16 protein-coding genes are annotated in these 19,503 nt (G+C 70.1%); 8 read left to right on the plus strand and 8 right to left on the minus strand.

Annotated elements, in window-relative coordinates; translation table 11 throughout:
- Window positions 1–131: 131 nt before the first annotated feature.
- The 8 genes from ACYVD1_RS30070 to ACYVD1_RS30105 all read right to left on the minus strand — a co-directional run bounded on the left by ACYVD1_RS30070 (window position 132) and on the right by ACYVD1_RS30105 (window position 9,223).
- Window positions 132–920: an ABC transporter permease gene (locus ACYVD1_RS30070; protein WP_460777889.1), complete on the minus strand. Its 789-nt coding sequence runs from the start codon at window positions 918–920 to the stop codon at window positions 132–134.
- A complete protein-coding gene (locus ACYVD1_RS30075; RefSeq protein ID WP_460777890.1) occupies window positions 920–2,089 on the minus strand; it encodes an ABC transporter ATP-binding protein in 1,170 nt (389 codons plus the stop codon). The genes ACYVD1_RS30070 and ACYVD1_RS30075 overlap by 1 nt, the downstream gene beginning before the upstream one ends.
- The gene (locus ACYVD1_RS30080) at window positions 2,082–2,726 is read right to left on the minus strand and encodes an ABC transporter permease (protein ID WP_460777891.1); all 645 of its coding nucleotides are present in this window, start codon (window positions 2,724–2,726) and stop codon (window positions 2,082–2,084) included. The genes ACYVD1_RS30075 and ACYVD1_RS30080 overlap by 8 nt, the downstream gene beginning before the upstream one ends.
- A gap of 4 nt (window positions 2,727–2,730) precedes the next feature.
- The gene (locus ACYVD1_RS30085; RefSeq protein WP_460777892.1) at window positions 2,731–3,648 is read right to left on the minus strand and encodes an alpha/beta hydrolase; all 918 of its coding nucleotides are present in this window, start codon (window positions 3,646–3,648) and stop codon (window positions 2,731–2,733) included.
- Between the two features lie 109 nt (window positions 3,649–3,757).
- The gene (locus tag ACYVD1_RS30090; protein ID WP_460777893.1) at window positions 3,758–4,552 is read right to left on the minus strand and encodes an IclR family transcriptional regulator; all 795 of its coding nucleotides are present in this window, start codon (window positions 4,550–4,552) and stop codon (window positions 3,758–3,760) included.
- 82 nt (window positions 4,553–4,634) lie between these two features.
- Window positions 4,635–5,471: a DUF6282 family protein gene (locus tag ACYVD1_RS30095; protein WP_460777894.1), complete on the minus strand. Its 837-nt coding sequence runs from the start codon at window positions 5,469–5,471 to the stop codon at window positions 4,635–4,637.
- Window positions 5,472–5,536: 65 nt separating this feature from the next.
- A complete protein-coding gene (locus tag ACYVD1_RS30100) occupies window positions 5,537–6,358 on the minus strand; it encodes a nitrilase-related carbon-nitrogen hydrolase (RefSeq protein WP_460777895.1) in 822 nt (273 codons plus the stop codon).
- Between the two features lie 195 nt (window positions 6,359–6,553).
- Window positions 6,554–9,223, minus strand: coding sequence for a S8 family serine peptidase (locus ACYVD1_RS30105; RefSeq protein ID WP_460777896.1), 2,670 nt, complete (start codon window positions 9,221–9,223; stop codon window positions 6,554–6,556).
- Window positions 9,224–9,858: 635 nt separating this feature from the next.
- Between ACYVD1_RS30105 and ACYVD1_RS30110 the strand changes: the two genes are divergently transcribed.
- The 8 genes from ACYVD1_RS30110 to ACYVD1_RS30145 all read left to right on the plus strand — a co-directional run bounded on the left by ACYVD1_RS30110 (window position 9,859) and on the right by ACYVD1_RS30145 (window position 19,378).
- Window positions 9,859–10,863, plus strand: a complete 1,005-nt coding sequence (locus ACYVD1_RS30110; protein ID WP_460777897.1) for an ABC transporter substrate-binding protein — start codon at window positions 9,859–9,861, stop codon at window positions 10,861–10,863.
- A 30-nt stretch (window positions 10,864–10,893) separates the two neighbouring features.
- Window positions 10,894–11,925: a FecCD family ABC transporter permease gene (locus ACYVD1_RS30115; protein ID WP_460777898.1), complete on the plus strand. Its 1,032-nt coding sequence runs from the start codon at window positions 10,894–10,896 to the stop codon at window positions 11,923–11,925.
- 39 nt (window positions 11,926–11,964) lie between these two features.
- Window positions 11,965–13,152: a signal recognition particle-docking protein FtsY gene (gene ftsY / locus ACYVD1_RS30120; protein ID WP_460777899.1), complete on the plus strand. Its 1,188-nt coding sequence runs from the start codon at window positions 11,965–11,967 to the stop codon at window positions 13,150–13,152.
- Window positions 13,153–13,627: 475 nt separating this feature from the next.
- On the plus strand, window positions 13,628–14,965 hold the full coding sequence (locus ACYVD1_RS30125) for an ammonium transporter (protein WP_460777900.1): 1,338 nt from the start codon (window positions 13,628–13,630) through the stop codon (window positions 14,963–14,965).
- 421 nt (window positions 14,966–15,386) lie between these two features.
- Entirely contained in the window at window positions 15,387–16,667 is a 1,281-nt protein-coding gene (locus tag ACYVD1_RS30130) for a PepSY domain-containing protein (protein WP_460777901.1), read from the plus strand.
- 143 nt (window positions 16,668–16,810) lie between these two features.
- Window positions 16,811–18,415, plus strand: a complete 1,605-nt coding sequence (gene ffh / locus ACYVD1_RS30135; RefSeq protein WP_460745831.1) for a signal recognition particle protein — start codon at window positions 16,811–16,813, stop codon at window positions 18,413–18,415.
- 247 nt (window positions 18,416–18,662) lie between these two features.
- Window positions 18,663–19,133, plus strand: coding sequence for a 30S ribosomal protein S16 (gene rpsP, locus ACYVD1_RS30140; RefSeq protein ID WP_460777902.1), 471 nt, complete (start codon window positions 18,663–18,665; stop codon window positions 19,131–19,133).
- Between the two features lie 2 nt (window positions 19,134–19,135).
- Window positions 19,136–19,378 carry an RNA-binding protein gene (locus ACYVD1_RS30145; RefSeq protein ID WP_460745418.1) on the plus strand — a complete coding sequence of 81 codons (243 nt, stop codon included), beginning with the start codon at window positions 19,136–19,138 and terminating at the stop codon, window positions 19,376–19,378.
- Window positions 19,379–19,503: the final 125 nt, after the last annotated feature.

Here is a 19,503-nt window from a genome sequence, read left to right on the forward strand (position 1 = left end):
CGCAGGCGCCCGCGGCCAGGACGACGGCGACGACTGCGGCGAGCGGGCCGGCGGACCCGGACGCGCGGCGTGTCCGGCGTGCCCGGCGCGGTTCGTGTGTTCTCACGGTGGTGCTCCCTTCCAGGTGGGTCTCACACGCCGCGCGGGCGCAGGGTGTCCTCGACCAGCCCGGCGAGCCAGTCGATGAACAGGGCCAGGACGGCCACCAGGACGCTCCCGGTCAGCAGGACCGTGTCGCGGCTGGAGGCGATGCCGTTCGAGATCACGTCGCCGAGCCCGCCCGCGCCGATGAAGGTGGCGAGGGCGACCGTGCCGACCGTGATCACCAGGGCGGTCCGGATGCCGGAGAGCATGACCGGGATCGCGAGGGGGAGTTCGACGGACATCAGGGCCCGCGCGCGTGTCATGCCCATGCCGCGGGCCGACTCGATGACGGACCGGTCCACCTGGTCCAGGCCCACCATCGTGTTGCGCAGGACCGGGAGGATTCCGTAGAGCCACACCGCCACGACCACGATGGTCTGCACGTCCCAGTCCACGAAGACCACGGCGAAGAGAACGATGAGGCCGATGGTCGGGGTAGCCTGGCCGATGTTGGCGAGGGCCAGGAGGGGCCCGGAGAACCGGCGGGCCGCGGGCCGGGTGAGCAGGATCCCCAGCGGTATCGCCACCGCGAGGATGAGGACCACCACCACGGCGCTCAGGGTCAGGTGCTGGACGGTCCGGCTGAGCAGGTACTCGGCGTTGAGGCTGCGGCTCTCGATCCGGTCCAGTTCCTGTGCGCCGATGTACATGTACAGGGCGGCCAGCACGGCCAGGAGTGCGGCGGGCATGCCGACCAGCCGGAGGAGCCCGCCGCGGGACCGGCTCACGGGCGCGTTCGGGGGTGGTGTGGTCCGCTGCGGGGCGAGGGTGGCCATCACTGCTCCCCGGTGCGGTCGGCCACCGATGCTGCGCTGGCCCGGCTCGGTCCGGCCGAGCCGCTGTGGACGGACTCCAGGCTCAGCGTGCCCCGGAAACCTCCGTCGGCGTCGGTCACGACCACCATGCCGGTGTTGCTGGACAGCATCGCGTCGAGGGCGTCGTAGAGGGAGTGCTCCGGACCCATCGGGTTCAGCACGGGGAACCCGGACTCGGAGTAGTCGCCCTTGCCGGAGCGGGGCAGCCACTCGACGGGGCGCCCGCCGTCCAGCAGGAGCAGGAAGTCGCTTCTGCTCGCGGCCATCGCCGAAGCGCGCTCGGCCGAGGTGGAGGACAGTTCGGCGGTCGGCCAGGCGTCCGTCTCCACGCGGGCGTCGGCGATCCGGGTCAGCGTCAGGCTCCGGACGGAGGCCCCCGCACCGATGAACTCGCTGACGAACCCGTCCGCGGGCTCGCTGAGGATCCGCTCCGGGGTGTCGTACTGGACCACCCTGCCGCCCTCGCCGAACACCGCGATGCGGTCGCCCAGGCGCACGGCCTCGTCGATGTCGTGGGTGACGAACACGATGGTCTTGCGGAGCTCGCCCTGGATCCGCAGGAGCTCGTTCTGGAGCGTCTCCCGCGTGAGCGGGTCGATCGCGCCGAACGGCTCGTCCATGAGCAGGACGGGCGGGTCCGCCGCCAGGGCGCGGGCCACGCCCACCCGCTGCTGCTGGCCGCCGGAGAGCTGCTTGGGGTAGCGGTCCCGGTAGGTGTCCGGGTCCAGGCCGACCATGGTGAGCAGGGCTTCGACGCGGTCCGCGACCCGCCGCTTGTCCCAGCCGAGGAGGCGCGGGACCGTGCCGATGTTCTCCCCGACGGTGCGGTGCGGGAACAGGCCGGTCTGCTGGATGGCGTACCCGATGCCGCGGCGCAGCCGGTCGGGGTCGGCGTCGGTCACGTCCTCGCCGTCGATCAGGATGCGGCCGGACGTGGGCTCGATGAGCCGGTTGACCAGCTTCATCGTGGTGGTCTTGCCGCAGCCGGACGGGCCGAGGAAGACCACGATCTCCCCCTCGGGGATGTCGAGGGACAGCCGGTCGACCGCGGTTCCCCGCTGGCCGGGGTAGGTCTTGCTGAGGTCGACGAGCTGGATCATGGGGCGAAGGGCGGTCGTTGGGTCAGACATGGATCCCCCGTGAGGTCGTCAGGCGGCCGAGTACCGCGAAACAGAGGTCGAAGAGGATCGCGAGGACGACGATGCCGAGGATCCCCTGCAGTGTCAGGTAGATGGCGAACGGTGTTCCGGCGCTGGACAGCCCTTGGAGGATGAGGTTTCCGAGCCCGGGGCCGTTGACCGCCGCGGCGATCGCGGCGATACCGAGCAGTAGTTGGGCGGCCACGCGCAGACCGGTGATGATCACCGGCAGGGCCAGGGGCAGCTCGACCCGGGTGAGGACCTGGCCGCGCCCCATGCCCATGCCGCGGGCGGACTCGACCACCGCGGGGTCGACTTCCCGCAGCCCGACGACGGCGTTGCGCAGAACCGGAAGCAGCGCGTACATGGTCAGGGCCGCCACGGACGGCGCGGTCCCGAGCCCCAGCGGCGTGATGAGCAGGCCGAAGAGGGCGTAGGAGGGGATGGTCAGGAAGACCCCGGCGGTGGCCAGGACCACCGCCCGCGACCGGGTCCGGTAGGTCAGGGCGGCCAGCGGCAGGCCGATGAGCGCGGCCAGCCCCAGGCCCTGGAGCACGAGCACGACGTGTTCCAGGGCGGCTCTGAGGACCGCCGGATAGGTGTCAGAGGTGAACTCGACGAAGTCCATCGCTCTACCGGGGGGTCGCCGCGGCCGGGGCGGCGGAGGCGCTCCGGAACGCTTCGGTGAAGAACGTGTCGAGGTGGCCGACGACCTCCTTGAACGTGGGGTCCTCGTCGAACATCCACTCCGTGTGGCCCTTGCCCTCCAACAGCACGAGCTGCTTGGGCTCCCCGGCGCGCTCGTACAGGGCGTGCGCCTCCTCGGGCCGGTGCAGGCCGTTCTCCGCGCCGTGCACCACAAGGAGGGGGCGCGGCGCGAGGCGGTCCACCACGGCCTCCGGCGAGAAGCGCAGCAGCTGGTCGGCGGACTCCAGCGTCACCCCGGTACCGAATCCGTGCGCCCGGTACAGCTCGTCGCCCACGTACCCGTCGGTGCGGGTGTCCCGGTCCAGGCGGACGATGTCCCAGGGCACGGTGATCTCCGAACGGCCGCTCTCGGCACGGCGCGGGCGGTCCGCCTCGATCCGCTCCAGCAGGCTGTTCCAGGTGGTGTCGTCGTGCATGCGCCGGGTGGAGCGCAGGCCGTCCGCGATGCCGTTGCAGGCCGCCACGGCGCGAACCCGGGGGTCCTCCGCGGCCTCGGCGACGACCACACCGCCGCCCAGACCCCAACCGAGCAGCCCGATCCGGTCGCTGTCGAGGAGCCCGCTGCCCTCGACCCGGTCGACCGCGGCGCGGACGTCCTCGGCCCACTCCTGGGGGACCAGGCGGCCGCGTTCACCCTCGCTGAGGCCGAAGCCGCGGTAGTCGAAGGCCAGCACGGCATACCCCAGCTTCGTGAGGGCGCGGGCGAACCGCTCGGGGTGGATGATCTTCAGCCCCTGGTAGCCCGACGCCGGGATGACCACGGGGTAGGGCGCGCCCGCCCCGCCGTCGTCGGGCAGGTGCAGGTCGGCGTCCAGGCGCAGGCCTTGACTGAAAAAGGGCATGGGAACGACGCTCACGGCGGACTCCTGGTGTTCTGTGTGGCTGGTGGCCTTAGTCGACGGCCTTAGTTGGCGGCCTGAGCCGGTGGCAGTGGATGGTGGGGACGGCGGGTCAACGGAGCTGGCCGTTGCCGGCCGCGGACCGTTGGCGCATCTCCGATGACAGCTGTGCGGCGGCGGTCTGGACCGCGCGCCCGATCTGGTCGAGCTCTCCGCCGATGCAGAACTTGGGTGCGGACACGTTCAGCGAGGCGACGACGAGGCCCTGGAAGTCGCGGACGGGCGCGGCCACCGCGACCAGGCCGTCCTCGAACTCTTCGTCGGCCTTGGCGTAGCCGCGTTCGCGGCCCTGCCGGAGCCGGGCGAGGAAGGTGTCCGCGTCCGGCGGCGAGTTCGGGCCGGTGGCGGTGAACTCGGTCTCCGAGAGCAGCTCGAGGACTTGTTCGTCGTTCCAGTCCATGAGCAGGGCCCTGCCGGACGACGTGGTGTGTACGGGGCTGGTGCGCCCCACCCAGTCCGCGACCTGGACGGCGCGCAGCGGCCCTTCGGACAGGACGGTCAGGACCGCGCCGTCCCGCAGGATGCTCAGGTGTGCGCGCTCCTTCACCGCCGCGACGAGCCGTCGCAGTATCGGCAGGGCGGCGTCCCGCAGCCTGCGGTCTCCGGCGTTCACCGCCAGGGCGTAGAACTGCCAGCCCAGGCGGTAGGCCATGGTCTCTTCGTCGCGTTCCACGAGCCCTGTTTCGGCCAGGGCCTTGAGGGCGCGGGAGACCTGGGTCTTCTCGCGCCCCACCCGCCGGGCGATGTCGAGCACCCCGAGCGAGGAGCTCTGACCGGCGGAGACCGATCCGAGGACCTGCAGGATGTCGACGGTCCGGTGGATGCTGGATGAACTGTCCGAGACCATGCCCTGATTGTGACCCCTGTCATAGAGCGGGGGCAATGGAGGGTTGCCCTCTGGGCAACCCGGAATCCCAGGCGCACCCTTCCTAGAGGACGACGAGGTCGCGGGGCCGGGAGGACGCGCACCTGAGGAGCTCCGCCTCGTCCAGGCCCTCGGCGGCCAGGGACCGCACGAGCAGTGACAGCGCCTCCGGCGCGGGAGGGGAGTCCGGCTGGCCCGCGTCCGAAGAGAGCACCACGTGCTCAGTCCCGACCTCCTCGACGAACCGGGCCAGCCGCGCCGCGTCCCACCCGGGCTGGTGGAGGAGCTGGAAGGTGGTGACCTCGGCGAGTGCGCCCAGCCGGGTCAGCTCGGCGGTCTGCGCGGCGTTCAGGCCGGGGACCGTGTACGAGGGGTGGGTCAGCAGGATCCGCCGAACGCCGTGCTTGCGCGCCACGGGGACCAGGTGGTGCACCTCGGCCCCGCTGAGGTGGCCCGTGGCGAGTACCGCGTCGTACTCGCCGACGAGTGCGCACACCTGCTCCACGGCTTCGGCGGTGCTGCCGTCCACCGGGGGGACGGCGTAGGAGCGGTCGAAGCCGCCCGGGGCCGCGTCGCACAGGCTCGGCAGGTGCGCCGAGCGCTGGGTGTGCGCGTCGGCGGTCGGGAACCACACGACCCGGGCCCCGGCGGCGAGGGCAGCGGAGACCGCGGCCGGGTTCACCCCGCCGACGTGCTGGTTCAGCGCGACACCGCCGAAGACGTCGAGCGGCGAGCCCCTGCCCGCCGCGGCCGCGCGCCCCACGGTGGACTCGTAGTGGGCCTTGAGGACGCAGCCCGAGAACCCGGCGCGCTCGTAGGCGCGCACGGTGTCGGTGTCGTCGAAGCGGCGGTCGACGACGTCGGGTGCCGCGTGGACGTGGAGGTCGAACATCGTGTGCATGCTCACAGCCTCCGCGAGGCGGCCGTCGGCAGCAACAACGGTTGCCGTGCGGGCAACCGGCCGTCTCAGTCGACGCTCTCCAACCGGGTGAGCTGCCTCCGCAGCAGGTCGAACCGGGCGTCCCCCAGCAGCGGGAGCGCGTCCCGGCGCCGACGCGCGTACCCCGGATCCACCTCGGCGAGGTAGACACCGGCAGCTCCGAACGGTGCCCGCGCCACCACCTCGCCCGCGGGGTCGAGCACCTGCGACCCGCCCCAGAAGCCGACGCCGTTCTCGGTGCCGACCCGGTTGACGAAGACCACCCAGCACTGCTGCATCCGGGCGATCTGCCGGACGAGGTCGTACCAGTACGTCGTGTTGTCGAGGGTGCCGTCGTCGACGGCGGCGCTGTTGGCCGGCACGAGGAGGAGTTCCGCGCCGTCCTGTGCCGCCAGCCACGGCAGCGCGGGCTGCCAGGCGTCGTTGCAGACGAGCGTGGCGGCCCGGATGCGGCCGGTGTCGAAGGACAGCAGATCCGTGCCGGGGGCGAAGTGGTCGCGCTCGGTCCAGGCCCGGTAGTGGGGAAGGAACAGTTTGCGGTGCACGTGGTGGAGGCGCCCGCCGGAGAGGTAGGCCGCGGCGTTGTGCCGGGCCCCGCCCTCGCGCTCGTACAGGCCGACCAGGACGTCGGGTCCGTAGGTGCCGAGCTCCAGCACGCGGGGGTCGTCCGCGCGCAGGGAGGTGTCCGCCGCGGCGGCGCCTTGGGCATAGCCGTGCAGGCTCAGTTCCGGGAAGACCACGAGGTCGGCGCCGAGCCCGGCCGCCTCGGCGATCCGGAGCCGCGCCTCGGCGAGGTTGGCCTCCGGATCGGCCAGCACGCAGTCCACCTGTGCCATCGCCACGCGCATGGTCGTCTCCCGTCCTCGGTGTCGCTTCGCCCGAATTCTTGCCGCTCACCTGGGGAGGCGGTCAAGCGCCGGTGCGCACACGACAACCGTCGGCCCGCGAAGCGGGGAATCCGTGCCGGGCACGTCGAAGGGCCGCCCTCCGGTGTTCACCCGAACACCGGAGGGCGGCCCTGTACTGCCGGCTGAGGCTGTGGATCAGCCCCGGTCGATCGTGATGACCGGCGAGGTCCAGGTCTCCCAGTGGTCCGGGTCGTCCGGGTCGCCGAGCGCCTTCAGGGCCCGGGCCTCCAGACGGTAGTCACCGTCGTCCACCTTGGTGACCCGGTCGAGCGAATCCACCACGGAACCGTCCCAGGCGTAGCTGAAGAAGGCCGTGCTGGTCTCGCTGCGGTTGACGTAGTCGACGTCGACCGCCACGTTGCGGTCCGGGTGGACCGGGCGACCGGTGCGCTCGTCGATGACGGTCATCTCGAGCTTGGTCACGTGGTGGTCGAAGTGCGCGATCACGTACGGGACGTCCGGCAGGCCGTCCACCCATTCCAGCGTGTAGGAGGCACCGTCGGGCTGGTTCTCGAAGGTGCCGCCGCTGGAGTCGGCGCACTCCAGGCCGGAGAACACCTCGCACTCGGTGATGCGGGTCAGCCACGGCAGGTCGTGCACGGTGCCGTCCTCGTCGGTGATCGGGGCCATGGCCTCGATCTCCTGGTAGTCACCGTTGTAGGCGGCGTAGGGGACGCGGAAGGACTCCAGGTCCCCCTTGCCCTCGACTTCGGTGACCGTGACGTAGCCGCCGTAGAGCATCTGCTCGAGGTCCCGGGCGGGCGGGGTGACGGTCACGTCGACGTCCACGGAGCCGCCCGGCTCGACGGTCACCTCGTCCTTGCTGAAGGAGGCTTCGGCGAAGGCGCTGTTGAAGTCCGGCACGAACGTGTCGCCGTGCGTGCCCATCGCGGGCTCGTGCGAGATCTCGTAGGTGGTCGCCTCGTCGCCGTCGTTGGAGACGGTGACGGTCTCGGTCACCGGCCCCTCGGTAGCGCCCAGGGGCAGTTTGGCGGGGGACAGGCCCGTGGTGGCCCGGACCGCGCCCGGGACGTCGAGCATGCCCGCGCCCTGGCGGTGGACGTTGTCCAGTTCGCCTTCGTCCGGGTTGCCCCACCACAGTGTCGGGTCCGCGGTGTTCTGGAGGACGTCGCGCACGTCGTGCGCCTCGATGCCGGGCTGGGCCTCCAGCAGCAGGGCGACGCCGCCCGCGACGTGCGGGGAGGACATCGACGTACCGCTGACGGTGGCGTATTCGCCCAGGTCCATCGGGTAGGTGGAGTTGATCAGACCGCCCGGCGCGCCCAGGTCGGGCTTGAGGTCGAGGTCGGGTGACATGCCGTACGAGCTGAAGCTGCTGATCATCCCCCCGGTCGGGTTGGGAACGGTGACCTCCTCGTCGGTCCAGGTCAGGGTGACCGGATCCTCGCCCTCCAGGAGCTCCAAGAGGTGGGCGCCGGCCTCGTCGGAGACCCCGATGGCGAAGGCGTCCTGGTCGACGATGCCGCCGCCGGCGAACATGCCGGGCAGGTCGTTGTAGACCACGACACCGGTGGCGCCGGCGTCGAGCGCGACGTCGTACTTCTCGGTGAAGGTGCACTCGCCGCGGATCATGAGCGCGGTCTTGCCCTCGGGGTCGCCCTCGAGTTCGTCGCCTTCGGACAGGCAGCCCCGGCCGATGTACTCGAGTTCGTCGGACTCGCCCGAGGTGGGCGGTAGGACCGCGCTGTCCATCTCCATGTAGGGAATGGATTCGCCGGTCTGGGTGGCCTCGGCCTCGGCGGCCTGGATGTGGGTGTTGTCGTAGGACGCGACGCCGATGACGTCGGCGCCCAGGCCCGGTGCGCCGGCGGAGTAGACGCCGCTGGCGCCCTCGTTGCCGATGGAGGCGACGACGACCATGCCCTCGTCGACCAGGTTGTCCGAGGCGGTCGCAGTGGGGTACTGGGGCCAGGAGTGCGAGGAGCCGATGCTCATGTTGAGCACGTCCATGTCGTCGGCGAGCGACTGCTCCATCGCCGCGATCATGACGTCCGCGGTGGTGGACCCGGTGCAGCCGAACACCTTGTAGGCGCCGAACTCGACGTCGGGTGCGACACCGGTGACCTCGCCCTCGGCGCCGACGATTCCGGCGACGTGGGTGCCGTGGCCGTTGCAGTCCTGGGGATCCTCGTCGGGAACCGGGGTGTCGCTCTCCGGGTCGCTGGCGTCGAAGTCGTCCCCGACGAAGTCGTGGCCGGCCACCACCCGGTCGTTGGGGAACTCGCCGGGGCCGCCGAGATCCGGGTGGGTGTAGTCGACCCCGGTGTCCATGACGGCCACACGCAGGCCCTCACCGGACAGGCCGAGTTCGCTCTGGACGATGTCGGCGCCGGTCATGCCCAGCGCCGTGTCCATTTCCGGCTCGCTGTCGTCGAGTTCGGGGATTTCGTGGCGGACGACCGGGTGGATCCCGGCGACTCCGGGGATCTCCCGGGCCGTGCTCACCTGGGTGTCGTCCATCTCCACGGAGATGCCGTTCCACAAGTCGTTGAAGGACAGGCGTTCGGTATAGGAGAGCCCGAAGTCCTCCGCTTCGGCGCGGAACGCGGCGTGTTCGTCGTCGACGCGTGCGGAGGCCGCCCCTTCGGAGGTGGACGGGCCGTCCAGTTCGATGAACCACAGGTCTTGGGCCTGGTGTGTCAGTTCGCCGTTCTCCGCGCTGGGCGCCGGGTGGAGCGGAGCGATCTCCGACCCCTCCTCAGCACTTGCCGGAGTGGCCGAGACCAGGCCCGCGATCAGTGTCAGCCCGGCGAGCTGCGCCAAGCGTGATCGGTGGGGTGCCACCTTTTCAACACATCCCTTCTCGTGCGCGCCTCAGGACACCGGGGGAACGGGCGGTCCACCGGGTACGGGTGTACGCACACGGGGGATACGCCGCTTGATGTCCGTATTCGGATGATCGGCGCGCATGGCAACGAGATCATTGCTGTGTGCGATTGCGGTGTCAATGTGCATGGAGACTCAATATGGCTACGTGGCGGACGAATGTTCACGATGTTTCCTCATGGGCCACTAGACCCTTAAAGCGGACATAAAGCGCTTTCGGTTCGTGGGTTCCACAAAATGTCCCGGGCGAAAATGCGGTTCCGGGTCTGCCATTCTGTGGACCCGCCGCGGAGATTCCGGGAAAAGCGCAGGTGACAGCGTGTCCCCCTGGCGATCGGGCCGAACGGGAGCGCCCAGTAGGGTGGAGGAGTTGTCCCGCCCGTCGGCGGTACGACCGGTGTCGAACGAGCGAAGTCCGGCTGCCGCGGCCACATCCGGCCGCGCAACCCGGCGCTGTCCCGCAACTGTGAAGCCCCGCCCGCGCGGGGACGAGCCAGGCCGCCTCCTCGCCACCGACGAACCCGTCCTCGTGGGAAGGACCGGCCGTCCCCGCCCTGGGCCGTGCTCCTCCCCCGGCCCACCGAAGGAGCACCGTGCGGATCGCCCGCCAACTCCCCGCCGCCCTCTTGGGCGCGGCCCTCGCCCTTACCGCCTGCGGTACCACGGAGTCCGACTCCGAGCCCGCGGAGGAGACCGACGCCGCGGCCGTCGACTGCGGGGCGCCCGAGCCCGCCGACGACCGCGAGCCGGTCGGCGACGGCACGTTCCCCGTCACCGTGGCCGACATGGTCGGCGAGGTCACAGTGGAAGAGGAGCCCGAGCGCATCGTCTCGCTCTCCCCGAGCAGCACCGAGTCCCTCTTCGCCATCGGCGCGGGCGACCAGGTCGAGGCCACGGACGAGTACTCGTACTACCCCGAAGAGGCGCCCACGACCGACCTCAGCGGCTTCACACCCAGCGTGGAGGCGATCAGCGAGTACGATCCCGACCTCGTGATCCTCGCCGGCAGCGCCGTCGACAGCGCCGACCAGCTCGTCGACGTCGACATCCCCACCCTTGTACTGGACGACGCCCTCGACCTGGAGGACGTCTACGCCCAGATCCGCCTGCTCGGCGAGATCACCGGAAACACGGATGAGGCCGACACGGAGGCCGACCGCGTCGAGACCGAGTTCAACGAGGTCGTCGACGCCGCCTGCGCCGAACTCGGCGAGACCGAGCTCACCTTCTACCAGGAGCTCGACGACACGCTCTTCTCCGCGACCTCCGAGACCTTCGCCGGCCAGGTCTACGACGCCTTCGGCCTCGTGAACATCGCCGACCAGGCCGACGACGACGAGAGCGGCGGCTACCCGCAGCTGTCCCCTGAGTTCGTGGTCGAGGAGAACCCCGACCTGATCTTCCTCTCCTACGGTGACGAGGCCGCCGACGAATCGGTCGCCGCCGTCGAGGAGCGCCCCGCCTTCGACTCCGTCACCGCTGTGGAGAACGACGCGGTGCACGTGCTCGACAGCGACACCGCCTCCCGGTGGGGACCGCGCGTGGTCGACTTCGCGCAGTCCGTCGGCGATGCCGTCAGCGAGACCGCAGACCAGTAGGGCCCGCGGGACAACGAGGGGGATCAGCAGGTGAAGGGCTTCGGGGCGCCGGCAGGCTGGCTGGCGGGCAGCGCGGCCGTGCTGTTCGTGGCCGGGGTCTTCGGCATCTCCGCGGGCGCCGCATCGCTCTCCGCGGCGGACATCCTCCGCCACCTGGTCAGCCTCCTGCCGTTCGGGACGGAGTCACCGCTCACCGAACGACAGGAAGCGCTGCTCATGGAGCTGCGGCTGCCCCGTGTGGTGATGGGCGCCGTCGTCGGCGCCCTCCTGGCCACCGCGGGCGGCGCCTACCAAGGTGTCTTCCGCAACCCGCTGGCCGACCCGTTCCTGCTCGGCGCGGCCTCCGGCGCCGGGCTGGGGGCCACCATGGTCATGGTCTTCGGCCAGGACCTGACCGCCGACCCCCGTGCCCTGGTGCCGGTCGCCGCCTTCTTCGGGGCCCTCCTGGGGGTGGCTACCGCCTACGCGCTCGGCTCCACCGCCGGGGGAGGGGGAACCGCGGCCCTGGTCCTGGCCGGAGTGGCCGTCTCGTCGTTCCTCTCCGCCGCGCAGACCCTCGTGCAGCAGATGGGTGTGGACCAGCTCCAGCGCATCTACGCGTGGCTCCTAGGCGGCCTCGGCCGGGGAGGCTGGGACGACGTCCGGCTCATCGCCCCGTACGCGATCGTGGGGCTGGTCGTCCTGCTGCTCAGCGGCTACCTGCTGGACATGCTCGCCCTCGGCGACGACAAAGCCGTCAGCCTCGGACTGAACCCGGCCGTGGTGCGGATGATCGTCATCGCCGCCGCCTCCCTGGCCACCGCGGCGGCCGTCTCCGTGAGCGGACTGATCGGCTTCGTCGGCATCGTCGTCCCGCACATAGTGCGCCGCCTCGTGGGGTCCAACTACCGGGCCATCCTGCCCGTCACCGTGCTGGCGGGCGGCACCTTCCTCGTGGCGGTGGACATCGTCGCGCGGACCATCGTGGCCCCCGCCGAACTCCCCATCGGCGTGGTCACCGCCTTTCTCGGCGCCCCCTTCTTCGTTCTCATCCTGCGCACCACACGCCACCGCGGTACGTGATGCGAAGGCGTCGAACACTCTGGGAGACTGTTCCACGCTATGGAAATCACCTTGCTCGTAAGCCTTATCGTCGTCGTCGCCCTCCTGGCGGTTGGCGGGTTCTTCCTGGTCAGGACTCGACGCTCGGTCACGCCGAGCAAGGAGGAGGCCAAGCCCGAGGTCACGGAGGCGGCCAAGGCCGCACCGGAAGAGGACCGTGAACGGGACGAGGGGACGGTCAGCACACCCCCCGCCCACGCCCCTCCCGCTGAGGATGCCGCCCCCGAGGCCCCCGCCGAACCAGCCGTACCCGAACTCGACACCCCGCCCCCGTCCGCGGGCCGCATGGTGCGCCTGCGGGCCCGCTTGGCCCGCTCCCAGAGCACCTTCGGTCAGGGCCTGCTCAACCTGCTCTCCGCCAAGACCCTCGACGAGGACACCTGGGAGGAGATCGAGGACACGCTCATCACCGCCGACATCGGTGTCACTTCGGCCACCCAGATCGTCGAGAACCTCCGCACCCGCGTCAAGGTGCTCGGCACCCGTGACACCGAAGAGGTCCGCGGCCTCCTGCGCGAGGAGCTCCTCAACCAGCTCGGCGCCGACACCGACCGCATCGTGCGCACGGAACCGCACGGCGACCGACCGGCCGTGATCATGGTCGTCGGCGTCAACGGCACCGGCAAGACCACCACCACGGGCAAGCTCGCCCGAGTGCTGGTCGGCGACGGCCGCAGCGTGGTCCTGGGCGCCGCGGACACTTTCCGCGCGGCCGCCACCGAGCAGCTCCAGACCTGGGGCGGCCGCGTGGGCGCCCCGGTCGTCTGCAAGGACGAGGGCGCCGACCCGGCCAGTGTGGCCTTCGACGCCGTGGCGCGCGGTGTGGACGACGGCGCGGACACCGTCATCATCGACACCGCCGGGCGCCTGCACACCAAGACCGGCCTCATGGACGAGCTCGGCAAGGTCAAACGCGTGGTGGAGAAGAAGTCCCAGGTCGACGAAGTCCTCCTCGTCCTGGACGCCACCACCGGCCAGAACGGCCTGCGTCAGGCCCGGGTGTTCGCCGAGGTCGTCAACGTCACCGGCATCGCCCTGACCAAGCTCGACGGCACCGCCAAGGGCGGCATCATCGTCCAGGTGCAGCGCGAGCTGGGCGTTCCCGTCAAACTCGTCGGCCTCGGCGAGGGCCCCGACGACCTCGCGCCCTTCGACCCCGAGGTCTTCGTGGACGCCATTCTCGGCTGAGCCCGCTGCCCGGCCGAGCCCGGGGCACCGCACACGACAGCGCGGCCGGACACCCGAAACGGGTGTCCGGCCGCGCTGTGTTTCGGGGCGTGTACCGCGGGGCCTCCTAAGCTGCCGGCGCCCCAGAGCCGGCTTCACGCGACCGCAATTCGGTCGTAACGCACCCAGTCCTCTCCCGGCTCCCGGTTCGCCGCCGCCGTGAGATCTCACGGAGCGTGCTTCTGGAACTCCGTTCCGGTGAAAGAGCGTGTCCTGCTTGTGCCCTTGCATGTGCATTGGCGCGCCCTGCCCCTTGGGTTCATAACCCCTTAACACCCCTGGCTGTCCTTTTACGCCCGCGCAACAAGCCGGGTCCGGCTGGGAAACACCCTGGTCGGAGAGTTGTCGCCGTGGTGATCTGCATCGGGCCCGATGATGCGCTCGCTGACTGCCGCCCCTCAAGACAATCCCCCGTCCGTCCCATGGAGGCGACGAAATGATTGACTCTGGCAACACTGCGTGGCTGCTGATGAGCGCCGCGCTGGTGATGCTCATGACCCCGGGCCTGGCTTTCTTCTACGGAGGCATGTCGCGGGCGAAGAGCGTCCTCAACATGATGCTCATGAGCTTCGGAAGCATCGCGATCATCAGCGTGCTCTGGGTGGTCGTCGGCCACTCGCTCACCTACGCGCCGGGATACGGCGCCTTCGAGATGTTCATCGGCGGCTTCGACTACGTCGGGCTGACCAACCTCATCGGTGAGGTCGAGCCGATGGACGGCACCGACGGCGGCTACCCGCTGCTCGTCGACGCCGGGTTCCAGCTGATGTTCGCCGTCATCACCACGGCCCTGATCAGCGGTGCCATCGCCGACCGCGCCAAGTTCGGCGCCTGGCTGCTCTTCGCCCCGGTGTGGGCGCTGCTGGTCTACTTCCCCGTCGCCCACTGGGTCTGGGGCGGCGGCTGGGTCGCCAGCATGCACGAGTTCACCGGCCTTCCCGAGGTCATCGACTTCGCCGGCGGTACCGCGGTCCACATCAATGCCGGTGCCGCGGCCCTGGCCCTGGTCCTCGTCCTCGGCCGCCGCAAGGGCTTCGGCACCGAGTCGATGCGCCCGCACAACCTGCCGTTCGTCCTGCTTGGCGCCGCGCTCCTGTGGTTCGGCTGGTTCGGCTTCAACGGCGGCTCCGCCTACGCGGCCAACGGGGAGGCCGCCCTGGCCCTGGTCAACACCCAGGCCGCGACCGCCGCCGCGACGGGCGCGTGGATGCTCGTCGAGCGCTTCCGCTACGGCAAGGTCAGCGCCCTGGGCTTCGCCTCGGGCGCTATCGCGGGCCTGGTCGCCATCACCCCGGCCGCCGCGAACGTCACCCCGGTCGGGGCGATCATCGTCGGCGCCCTGTCCGGTGCGATCTGTGCCTACGCCATCAGCTGGAAGTTCAAGTTCAAGTACGACGACGCGCTCGACGTCGTCGGTCTCCACATGGTCGGCGGCATCGTCGGCTGCCTCGCGCTCGGCTTCCTCGCCTCCGGCGCGGTGGGCAGCGACCCCGGGATCTTCTACGGCGGCGGAATCGGCCTCCTGGCCGCGCAGGCGATCTCGGTGATCGGCGTCATGATCTACACCTTCATCGTCACCTGGGTCATCGCCAAGGTCATCGATCTCCTCATCGGCTTCCGCATCGCCGAGGAGGTCGAGACGAACGGCCTCGACCACGAGCTGCACGCGGAGTCGGCCTACGCCTTCGACGAGCTCGAGGAACTGGAGGAGGAAGCGGTCTCCTCGCCGACGCCTCCGGGCGGGGAGACGGCCTCACCGCGGGCCAGGTCCTAGCCCTCAATGTCGAGGCCGCGGGTCTTGCGCCGCTGACGCGGTGAGGTGACCCAGGGGCCGACGGGGAGAAATCCCCGTCGGCCCCGTTCGCGTGTTCCCAGCTGGTACCGGGTGCCGTCCGCACATGTGTACACGTCCGTGGAACGCAGTTGGCCGTGACCTGTGCCGGTGTTAGGTACCCTTTCGGGGCGGTGCGATAGCGGAGGCTGAAGGCACGGGGGCGAAGGGCTGTCGGGGGCGGCCCGAAACACGACCCTCCCAGTGCCGAAGGCACAGCCCGCCGACTACGGCCGGAAGCTGAGCACCCGCACCTCACGCCAGGGAGCGGCCGGGTGGCGGTTCATAGCCCCAGGGCCCTCCCCGATCACTTACTTCACGCCGATTCGTATCAGCACCCCACAGGTCGGGGTCAGGAGGCAAGATGGCGCCGGTTACTCGCAACAGGGGTCTTAGGACGTACTCGGCGGACACACGCCCTGGGGGCGGACGGTTGTCGCTCGCAGCGGTGGGCATGGTCGCCGCGCTGGGACTGGCCGGCTGCTCTCTCGGCGACGACGGTCCCGAAGAGGAGCCCGCCGAGGAGACCGCGGAGCCGGTGGACGCCGCACCCCTGCTCGAGGAGGCAGTGGCTGATCTGGCCGCCTACCCGGCACTCACCGCGGACGGACAGATCGCCGAGAGCGTCGGTGGAGAGGTCCAGGAGACCACCCTGACCGTCGCGGACGGCGGCGCGGCCAACGGAACGGTCACCGCCAACGACGTCGAGGCCGACCTGGTCGCGGCGGACGACAAGCTCTTCCTGCGCGCGGCCGAGGAGTTCTGGCTCGACAAGGGCGTCTTCGGCCCCGACAGCGACCAGTTCGACGACTCCTGGGTGCGCGCTTCCGTCGGCCAGGCGGGGGTCAACCCGTCGAGCACGCTCGCCCCGCCCGCGCTGGCGGCGATCATCGAGGAGATCGGGGTGGCCGACGACGAGGCGGTCGAGGAGAACCTCGACGACACCCCCGCCTACAAGGTCGACCTCAACGGCGAGCGCAACCAGCTCTGGGTCGACGCCGAGACCAACCAGATCCTGCGCATCGAGATCGAGGAACTGGTGCCGGAGGAGGGCGAGAGCGGCCCGCAGGTCCGCCTGGACCTCGCCGAGGCCGGCATGGACGAGGCCGAAGCGCTCTACACCAGCCTGACCAACACCGCCGAGGAGGAGCTCGACGGCTCCCGTGACGCGCGCATCGAGGTCAGCTGGGACGGCCAGCCCGAGATGGAGTGTGACGACGGCCCGCTCTGCACCTGGTCCGGCACGGTGCGCGACGCGGGTGCCGACGGCGGCGGGTCCGTGCTCGTCCGCATGGACGTCACCTTCACCAACGAGGAGATCGGTGACGAGGAGTGCTCCGACAGCGGCGCCCTCGAGGCCGGCGGGACACTCAACCTGTCGTGTGACTCCAACTACAACATCGTCAGCGACGACCAGCAGACCTACGAGGTCGAGGGTGAGGCGCGCCTGTCCACCCGGGGCCTGAGCGCCAACCAGCAGGAGGAGATGCTGGCGGCCCTCGCCGAGCAGCAGGAGGCCACCCTCGCGGGCGGCGAGGAGGAGCCCGCCGAGGGTGAGGGCGACGAAGAGCCCGCGGAGGGCGAAGGCGCCGAAGAGGACGCCGAAGAGGACGCCGAAGACGGTGCCGAGGGCGAGGACGGGTAGCCCTCGGTCCTCGCGGTGAACGACCCCTGACCGGGGCGGGGTTCGAAGCCCCGCCCCTTCCCCTAGCCGCCTAAGGGTGGCGGTGGGTGACTGGGGAGGTAGGCTGGGAAGTCAATTCCGACGACGAAGGACTGGCCAAACTCGTGTTCGAGACGCTTTCCGACCGGCTGACATCGGTCTTCTCCTCGCTGCGCGGCAAGGGGCGGCTGTCCGAGGAGGACATCAACGCGACCGCGCGGGAGATCCGTCTCGCGCTGCTCGAGGCGGACGTGGCACTGCCGGTGGTCCGTGAGTTCATCTCGCGGATCAAGGAGCGCGCCCGCGGCGAAGAGGTCTCCAAGGCCCTCAACCCCGCCCAACAGGTCATCAAGATCGTCAACGAGGAACTGGTCGAGATCCTCGGTGGCGAGACCCGGCAGGTCCGCTTCGGCAAGACCCCGCCCACCGTGATCATGCTCGCGGGCCTGCAGGGTGCGGGTAAGACGACCCTGGCGGGCAAGCTCGCCAAGTGGCTCGCCGACGACCGCAACACCCCGCTGCTGGTCGCCGCCGACCTCCAGCGCCCCAACGCCGTCACGCAGCTCCAGGTGGTCGGGGAGCGGGCGTCGACACCCGTCTTCGCCCCCCAGCCCGGCAACGGCGTGGGCGACCCGGTCGACGTGGCCCGCGAATCCATCGAGCACGCGCGGCGCAACAACCACAACGTCGTCATCATCGACACCGCGGGCCGCCTCGGTGTGGATGAGGAGATGATGCAGCAGGCCGCGGACATCCGCGACGCGGTCAGCCCCGACGAGATCCTCTTCGTCGTCGACGCCATGATCGGTCAGGACGCGGTCAACACCGCCCAGGCCTTCCTGGACGGCGTCGGCTACGACGCGGTCGCGCTCACCAAACTCGACGGTGACGCCCGCGGTGGTGCGGCCCTGTCCATCCGGCACATCACCGGTCGCCCGATCATGTTCGCCTCCACCGGCGAGAAGCTCGAGGACTTCGACCTCTTCCACCCGGACCGGATGGCCTCGCGCATCCTGGACATGGGTGACGTCCTCACGCTCATCGAACAGGCCCAGCGCACGTTCGACGAGGGCGAAGTCGAGAAGATGGCCTCGACGATGGCCTCGGACGACGACTTCACGCTCGACGACTTCCTCGAGCAGATGTCGATGGTCCGCAAGCTCGGACCGATCGGCAACCTGCTCGGCATGATGCCCGGCATGGGGCAGATGCGCGAACAGATCGACGGCATCGACGACAAGGACCTGGACCGCATCCAGGCGATCATCCAGTCGATGACCCCGGGGGAGCGCGGCAACCCCAAGGTGATCAACGGCTCCCGCCGCCTGCGCATCGCCAACGGTTCCGGTACCCAGGTCAGCGATGTCAACGGCCTGGTCACCCGCTTCTTCGAGGCGCAGAAGATGATGCGCAAGATGAAGAGCGGCGGCGGTATGCCGGGGATGCCCGGTATGCCCGGCATGGGTGGCGGCGGTAACAAGAAGAAGGCCAAGGCCCAGGCGAAGAAGGCCAAGAAGGGCAAGCAGCGCAGCGGCAACCCCCTGAAGGCCCGCCAGCAGGAGGCCGAGCGCGAGGCCGAGCGCAAGAAGCGCAAGGAGGAGGGCGGCCAGGAGATGCCGCAGCTTCCCCCGGGCCTCGGCGGTGGCGGCGGTGGCCAGCCCAACCTTCCGCCCGGTCTCGGTGGTCCGAACATGCCGGACCTGTCCAACTTCAAGCTGCCGAAGAAGTAGTGAGACCTGCCACGGCCCGTCCCGGGATCCCGGGACGGGCCGTGTGTGTCAAGGATGCGTCCGACCGCGCGCCTGTGTCCTGTCCAAGGAACACGTCCGCGTCTGGCACAATGAGGAGTCGACTAACGGTGGCTGGGCCGGCCCTCTAACTTGCCCGCCACCCACGTCATGCCTCGACGGGTTCCACAACCCCACGTGGGCCGCCTGTCAGGCGCCTAACACCGTTATTCGGGAGAAGACCACTCCAGTGGCTGTCAAACTGAAGCTCAAGCGTATGGGTAAGATCCGTACGCCCCAGTACCGTGTCATCGTCGCCGACGCCCGCAACAAGCGTGACGGCAAGGCGATCGAGGAGATCGGCAAGTACCACCCCAAGGAGCACCCGAGCTTCATCGAGGTCAACTCCGAGCGGGTCCAGTACTGGCTCTCCGTGGGCGCCCAGCCGTCCGACGCGGTGAAGGTCCTCCTGCGCAAGACCGGTGACTGGCAGAAGTTCAAGGGCCTTGCCGCCCCGGCTCCGCTGCAGGTCGCCGAGGAGAAGGACCCCGAGGCCCAGGAGGCCGCTTTCCAGGCCGCTCTGAAGGAGCTCGTGCTCCCCGGCCAGGAGAAGAAGGCCAAGAAGTCCGAGAAGAAGACGGACAAGGACAAGGCGGAGAAGGCGGCCGACAAGCCCGCCGAGAACGCCGAGGCTGAGAAGAAGTCCGAGGGCGAGGCCTAATCGTGCTGGAAGAGGCGCTTGAGCACCTCGTGAAGGGGATCGTTGCGAACTCCGACGACGTCCAGGTGAGAGCCAAGCGGCTCCGCAAGGGCAAGGTTCTGGAGGTCCGCGTCCACCCCGACGACCTTGGCAAGGTCATCGGCCGCAACGGCCGGACCGCCAAGGCACTGCGGACCGTCGTCGGCTCACTCGCCGGTGGCCGCTATGTCCGTGTTGACCTGTTGGACCTGCACGAAGTGCGCTGACGCGCCTCTCGGGGCGCCGATCTTGACGGTCGGCGCCCCGCAGTCGTGCCCGGGGACCCTGCGGTTCCCGGGCACGACGTTCCCCAGGGGGAGGCCCCTGGGGTGGAACGCACCGCCGGAGGGCG

It is taken from the genome of Nocardiopsis nanhaiensis, assembly GCF_054778635.1.